Origin of the sequence: Kurthia senegalensis (assembly GCF_000285595.1) — a bacterium.
Taxonomy (GTDB): Bacteria; Bacillota; Bacilli; order Bacillales_A; family Planococcaceae; genus Kurthia; species Kurthia senegalensis.
The window spans coordinates 1-6,323 of the sequence record NZ_HE611075.1 but is presented as its reverse complement, the minus strand read 5'-3'; the positions used below and the strand labels follow the sequence as shown (position 1 = coordinate 6,323).

The window sequence follows — 6,323 nt, the reverse complement described above, 5'->3', positions numbered from 1 at the left end:
AAATTTATTTTGCTTTAATTTCAGTTACACCGCCCATGTATGGTACAAGTGCTTCTGGAATTTTCACAGAACCATCAGCTTGTTGATAATTTTCTAAAATTGCTGCGATTGTACGACCTACCGCTAAACCTGAACCATTTAATGTATGAACGTATTCTGGTTTTGCATTTTTATCACGACGGAAACGGATCCCTGCGCGACGTGCTTGGAAATCTTCAAAGTTTGAACAAGAAGAGATTTCACGGAATTTATCTTGTGCTGGAATCCATACTTCTAAATCGTATTTTTTCGCAGCTGTGAAACCTAAATCTGCTGTACACATGCTCAACTTACGGTACGGTAGGCCTAAAAGTGTTAATACTTCTTCCGCATGAGAAGTTAATAATTCTAATTGTTCGTAAGAATCTTCTGGTTTAACGAAGCGAACTAATTCTACTTTGTTAAATTGGTGTTGACGAATTAAACCACGTGTATCACGACCTGCAGAACCTGCTTCTGAACGGAAACATGCAGAGAATGCTGTAAATGCTTGTGGTAACATATCCGCAGATAAAATTTCATCACGGTAGAAGTTTGTTACTGGTACTTCAGCTGTTGGAATTAAGAAGTAATCTTCTTTTTCTACTAAGAATGCATCTTCTTCGAATTTTGGAAGTTGACCTGTACCAGTTAAGCTTGCACGGTTTGCCATGTATGGTGGTAACATTTCTTCGTAACCGTGTTTGTCAGCGTGTAAATCCATCATGAAGTTCCAAAGAGCACGTTCTAAACGAGCACCTAATCCACGGTAAAATACGAAACGAGAACCTGTTACTTTCGCTGCACGTTCGAAATCGATAATACCTAAATCTGTTGCGATATCCCAGTGTGCTTTCGGTTCGAAATCAAATGTCGGTATGTCACCACGTACATATACTTCCACATTATCATCTTCTGTATCACCTACAGGAGTTGATTCGTGTGGAATGTTTGGAAGGCGCATCATCATATCTTGGAATTTCTCTTCGATAGCTGCAAGTTCTACGTCCATTTTTTTAATTTCAGCACTTAATTCACGCATTTTTAAAATATCATCTTGTGCGTCTTCTTTCGCACGTTTTTTCACTGCGATTACTTCTGTTGCTTTGTTACGTGCTGCTTTTAATTCTTCTGTTTTCGCGATTAACTCGCGACGTTTTTGATCCCATTCTTCAAAGTGATCTAACGTTCCTAATTCTTCATTACGGTGTGCCAATTTTTCTTTTACTTCCGCAAGATTTGCGCGGACGCGTTTAATATCTAACATATTTATTTCCTCCATTCATTTTGATCGATGCTAAAAAGGTACAAAAAAAATACGCCCATCCCTTGGTAAAGGGACGAGAGCATACCCGCGTTGCCACCCTAATTGAACAGACGAATGCCCGCTCCACTTGTTTCATAACGGCTAGGTTGCCGGCCTTATCTACTAATTCGTTCAATAAGGCAACTCCAGGACGGATTCGCGAGCGCTTTTATCGACTTCCACCAACCGTCGACTCTCTATAAAAAACGTATTCGTTACTACTTCCTATCATCGTGTTAAATGTTAAGTTACCCATACTTTACAACACATTTTAACGTGATGCAAGTTTAGTCAAAACATCCTACTATACTTTCAACCTTTCTCGTGCCAAATTGCTATGCTATGCTGTTACAAAGAGTTTTGATTATTTCAAAATAGAACGCTACACACCTATTTAAAAGGTTAAAGGAGGAGAAGCTGTTGGATATGCTCATGTTTGAACTTGATAAACAAGCGAAAAAGCCACTTTATGAACAGTTATATGAAGCAATTAAAAAGGGCATCGTCGACAATTCAATTGCTGTCGGAAACAAATTACCGTCCAAAAGGAAACTTGCAGATTTTTTAATGATTAGCCAAACGACCGTCGAGCTTGCTTACGGACAACTACTAGCAGAAGGTTATATCATTTCAAAACCACGCATCGGTTTTTTCATTGAAGATATTACAACGCTTCCTTATATCGATAAAGGATCGACGATCGCACCTACTGAAACGAATGCACCGCACTATACAATCGATTTTAGTTCAAGCCGTATCGATACCGCATCTTTCCCTTTTTCAACGTGGCGGCGCTATGCTAAAGATGCGCTTGATGAGCAACAGCAACATTTATTACTTGCCGGCTCTGCACAAGGGGAATACACGCTTCGTGAAGAAATCGCTCATTACTTATACCAATCACGTGGCGTTCACTGCAGACCAGAACAAATCGTTATCGGCTCTGGTACAGAACAACTGATTCCGATGATTTTACAAATACTCGGCGAAACAAACGTTTATGCACTCGAAAATCCTGGCTATCAAATGACGCATCACATTATTCAACAATATAGACAGCGCAGCATACCGATTTCGATTGATGAAGATGGCTTACTCATACATGAACTAGAGAAAACTGATGCTAACGTTGCTTACGTCACACCTTCTCATCAATTCCCAACAGGCGCCATTTTATCTGCACCGAGAAGATCTCAATTATTACATTGGGCAAGCCAGCGACCGAATCGCTACATTATTGAAGATGATTACGATAGTGAGTTCCGCTACGTCGGTAAGCCCATCCCTTCTCTACAAAGTATGGACCACCAACAAAAAGTCATCTACTTAAGTACTTTTTCAAAATCATTAATGCCTTCATTACGTATCGCTTATTTCGTATTACCTGAAAAATTGATGGCGCGTTATCATGCACTATTCACCTATTACACATGCACTGTCCCTCGATTCGAGCAGCATATTTTAAGTCAATTTATGCGAGATGGACATTTTTCCAAACATTTAAATCGTATGCGGAAAATTTATCGTAAAAAACTCGAAAAAATAACAACGGTTCTTTCCAAATATAAACACGTTCACATATCTGGAGAACAAGCAGGCATGCACATCATTATGACCGTTGACCATCCTTATAACGCGGAGAAGCTCAGTCAAATTGCCAAGGAGGAACACATTCGCATTACACCACTATCTAACTACTTGCACGAACCAAAGCACTCTAAAGAAAATCAATTTCTTCTTGGCTTCGGTGGAATTGATGAAACAGCTATTACAAAAAATATTGAAACATTATTAGCCGTCTGGCATATTCCAACAATAAAATAAAAAGGACTCGCACATGCGAGTCCTTTTTATTTTTAAAACGATTATGTCTATTTAAAAAATACTATGCCCAACGTTTGCAAAGAAATCACCAATACCGCCTAGCGCTTTTACGAACCAACCTTTTGATTGAACATCATCCGTCGTTACGACCGTCGCTTGATCTTTAACCGGCATAATATATCCGTAACCGTCTCCTTGGATTTCAACATGTCCAACAACAGTTCCTTTTTTAACAGGTGCTGTAATTTCTTTTTTGTCTAATACAAGTTTTGGTTTGTACGTCGTATTTTTATTCGCAATGAAAGAAATAGCTTTCGATGCTTCAATTGCTACTTCTTTTTTCTGACCATCTTTTACAGCGATCGTTTTATTATTTTTAAACGTATACCCTGCAGGCATCACTTCTTGCATTTTAAAATTATTAAAGCCGTAGTCTAACAACGTTTTCGCTGCATCAAAACGCGCTTTATATGTACTGTCTCCATTTTCCTCTTTCGCATCCATAACGACCGCAATTACACGTAAATCACCTTGTTTTGCTGTAATCGTCACACATTGACCTGCGAAATCTGTAGAACCTGTTTTTAAACCGTCTACACCTTTATATTCATAAATACCGCCCTTCACCATGTAGTTCCAGTTGGTCATCATGATTTCATCATCCGTACCTTTAGCGAACGCTTTTTTGTTAATGCTCGCCGTTTCCAACATATCTGGGTGCTCTTTCACTAATTGATACGCTAATTTAGCAACGTATTTAGCAGGCATTTCATTTTCGCCATCTTCAGGTGTGCCTTTTGGTTGCATCCCTTTTAATTGCTTATTATTTAAGCCAGTCGCATTGTAAAATGTATAATTTTTAAGTCCAAGTTCTTCTGCCTTTTTATTCATTAGTGGTAAAAAGTTTTTTTCAGAACCGGCCATTACTTCTGTTAAAGCGATTGTTGCTGCATTAGCTGAATAAATCGCCATTGCCTCATACAATTCTTTAACACTATAAACACCATCTTCACGAAGTGCCACATTACTTAATTCTGTATCATGAGAAATTTTATATGCGTATTTTGACACATTGTATTGATCATCCCATGAAATTTCACCTGCTTTGATTTTGTCTAATAAAATGTATTCAGTCATCATTTTAGACATACTAGCAATACCATAAGCTTTATTAGCATTTTTTTCATATAGTATTTTGCCACTATCTGCATCAATCAAAATCGCCGCTTTTGCTCTCAAATCAATCGCTTCATCCTTGGCGCTAACTTTCGAGTCATTAAAAGCAAATGCACTCATACAAAGCACAATCATTAAAGTGATTTTAATCATCGTACTATTCAAATAATTTTTCACATTTTCGCCTCCTATTTCCTTATTGAGCTTATTTTAACATAATTTAAAAACACAAAAACGCTTAATCCTAATATTAAGGACTAAGCGTTTAAATGAATGGAAATTAAATTGAGTAGTTTGGAGCTTCTTTTGTAATTTGAACGTCATGCGGATGAGATTCACGAAGACCTGCACCAGTCATACGAACAAATTGTGCATTGTCACGAAGGTATTCTAAAGTAGGAGCACCGCAGTAACCCATACCAGCACGAATACCACCAACTAATTGGTAAACTGTATCAGCTAAAGGTCCTTTGTAAGGTAAACGACCTTCAATACCTTCAGGAACTAATTTTTTAGCATCTTCTTGGAAGTAACGATCTTTTGAACCTTTTTCCATTGCGCCAAGTGAACCCATACCGCGGTAAACTTTGAAACGACGACCTTGGAAGATTTCTGTATCCCCAGGAGATTCTGAAGTACCTGCAAGTAATGAACCAAGCATAACTGCATTACCACCAGCAGCAAGTGCTTTTACGACATCACCCGAATATTTAATACCACCATCAGCAATAATTGCTTTGCCACGTTCACGAGCTACTGTAGCACAATCATATACTGCTGTAATTTGTGGTACACCGACACCGGCAACAACACGTGTTGTACAAATAGATCCAGGACCGATTCCGACTTTAACGACATCAACGCCAACATCGAATAACGCTGCTGCACCTTCAGCAGTTGCAACATTACCTGCAATAATTGCTAAGTCTGGGAAGTGAGCACGAATCGCTTTCACTGAGTTAATAACGCCTTCTGAATGTCCGTGTGCTGTATCGATTACAATCACATCGACTTGTGCATCGACTAATTTTTGAATACGGCTATTCGCATCTTTTGTAACACCAACAGCTGCACCTACTAATAAACGACCAAATTCATCTTTCGCAGCATTTGGATATTCAATTACTTTTTCAATATCTTTAATAGTGATTAAACCTTTTAAATGATTATCTGCATCAACTAAAGGTAGTTTTTCAATTTTATGTTGTTGAAGAATTTTTTCTGCTTCTGCTAATGTTGTACCCACAGGAGCTGTAATTAATTCTTCTTTTGTCATAACGTCTTCAATTTTTAATGAGTAATCAGAAATGTAACGTAAATCACGGTTCGTAATAATACCGACTAATTTTTGATTATTTTCGTCATCTACAATTGGAACACCTGAGATTCTGTATTTACCCATTAAGTGTTCTGCATCAAAGACTTGATGTGAAGGTGTTAAAAAGAATGGGTTTGTAATGACACCATTTTCAGAACGTTTTACGCGTTCTACATGATCCGCTTGTTCTTCAATAGACATATTCTTATGAATAATTCCTAAGCCGCCTTGTCGTGCCATTGCGATCGCCATTGATGCTTCTGTTACCGTATCCATACCTGCACTGATTAATGGAATGTTCAATTTAATTTTCGATGTAAGTTGAACACCTAAATCTACTTCTTTTGGTAAAACCTCTGAATGTGCTGGGACTAATAATACGTCATCAAATGTTAAGCCTTCTTTGGCAAATTTCGTTTCCCACATGTTTAATAACTCCTCCTATAAGAAAATATATTAATTGTAAGATTATCAACCTGAGGGGGTATATGTCAAGATTACAAGAAAAAAAGAGTATTCAAAGTATTCCTAATTATCATAGCCTAGATTATGATAACGCTTTATTTTAGAACAAAGACCCCTAAATGAAGAGAAGTTCATACTAGAAAAACTTTACGTCATCAAAATAATTTTAACGCATTAAAAAAACACCGACCAACAGTCGGTGTTTAGTATGCCTAG

4 protein-coding genes and 1 other annotated feature are annotated in these 6,323 nt (G+C 37.8%); of the genes, 1 reads left to right on the top strand and 3 read right to left on the bottom strand.

The window, feature by feature from the left end; all coding sequences use genetic code 11:
• Positions 1-4 precede the first annotated feature (4 nt).
• Positions 5-1,285 (bottom strand): serine--tRNA ligase, encoded by a 1,281-nt coding sequence (serS, locus tag KSHG_RS15260; RefSeq protein ID WP_010309216.1) that lies wholly within the window; start codon positions 1,283-1,285, stop codon positions 5-7.
• A gap of 66 nt (positions 1,286-1,351) precedes the next feature.
• Positions 1,352-1,565: a binding site (T-box leader), on the bottom strand.
• A gap of 179 nt (positions 1,566-1,744) precedes the next feature.
• On the opposite strand from serS, the gene pdxR reads away from it, so the two are divergent.
• On the top strand, positions 1,745-3,148 hold the full coding sequence (gene pdxR, locus KSHG_RS15250) for a MocR-like pyridoxine biosynthesis transcription factor PdxR (RefSeq protein WP_010309211.1): 1,404 nt from the start codon (positions 1,745-1,747) through the stop codon (positions 3,146-3,148).
• Between the two features lie 51 nt (positions 3,149-3,199).
• Here pdxR and KSHG_RS15245 read toward each other — a convergent pair whose 3' ends face one another.
• Entirely contained in the window at positions 3,200-4,501 is a 1,302-nt protein-coding gene (locus KSHG_RS15245; RefSeq protein ID WP_010309209.1) for a D-alanyl-D-alanine carboxypeptidase family protein, read from the bottom strand.
• Between the two features lie 103 nt (positions 4,502-4,604).
• Entirely contained in the window at positions 4,605-6,068 is a 1,464-nt protein-coding gene (gene guaB / locus KSHG_RS15240) for an IMP dehydrogenase (RefSeq protein WP_010309206.1), read from the bottom strand.
• Positions 6,069-6,323: the final 255 nt, after the last annotated feature.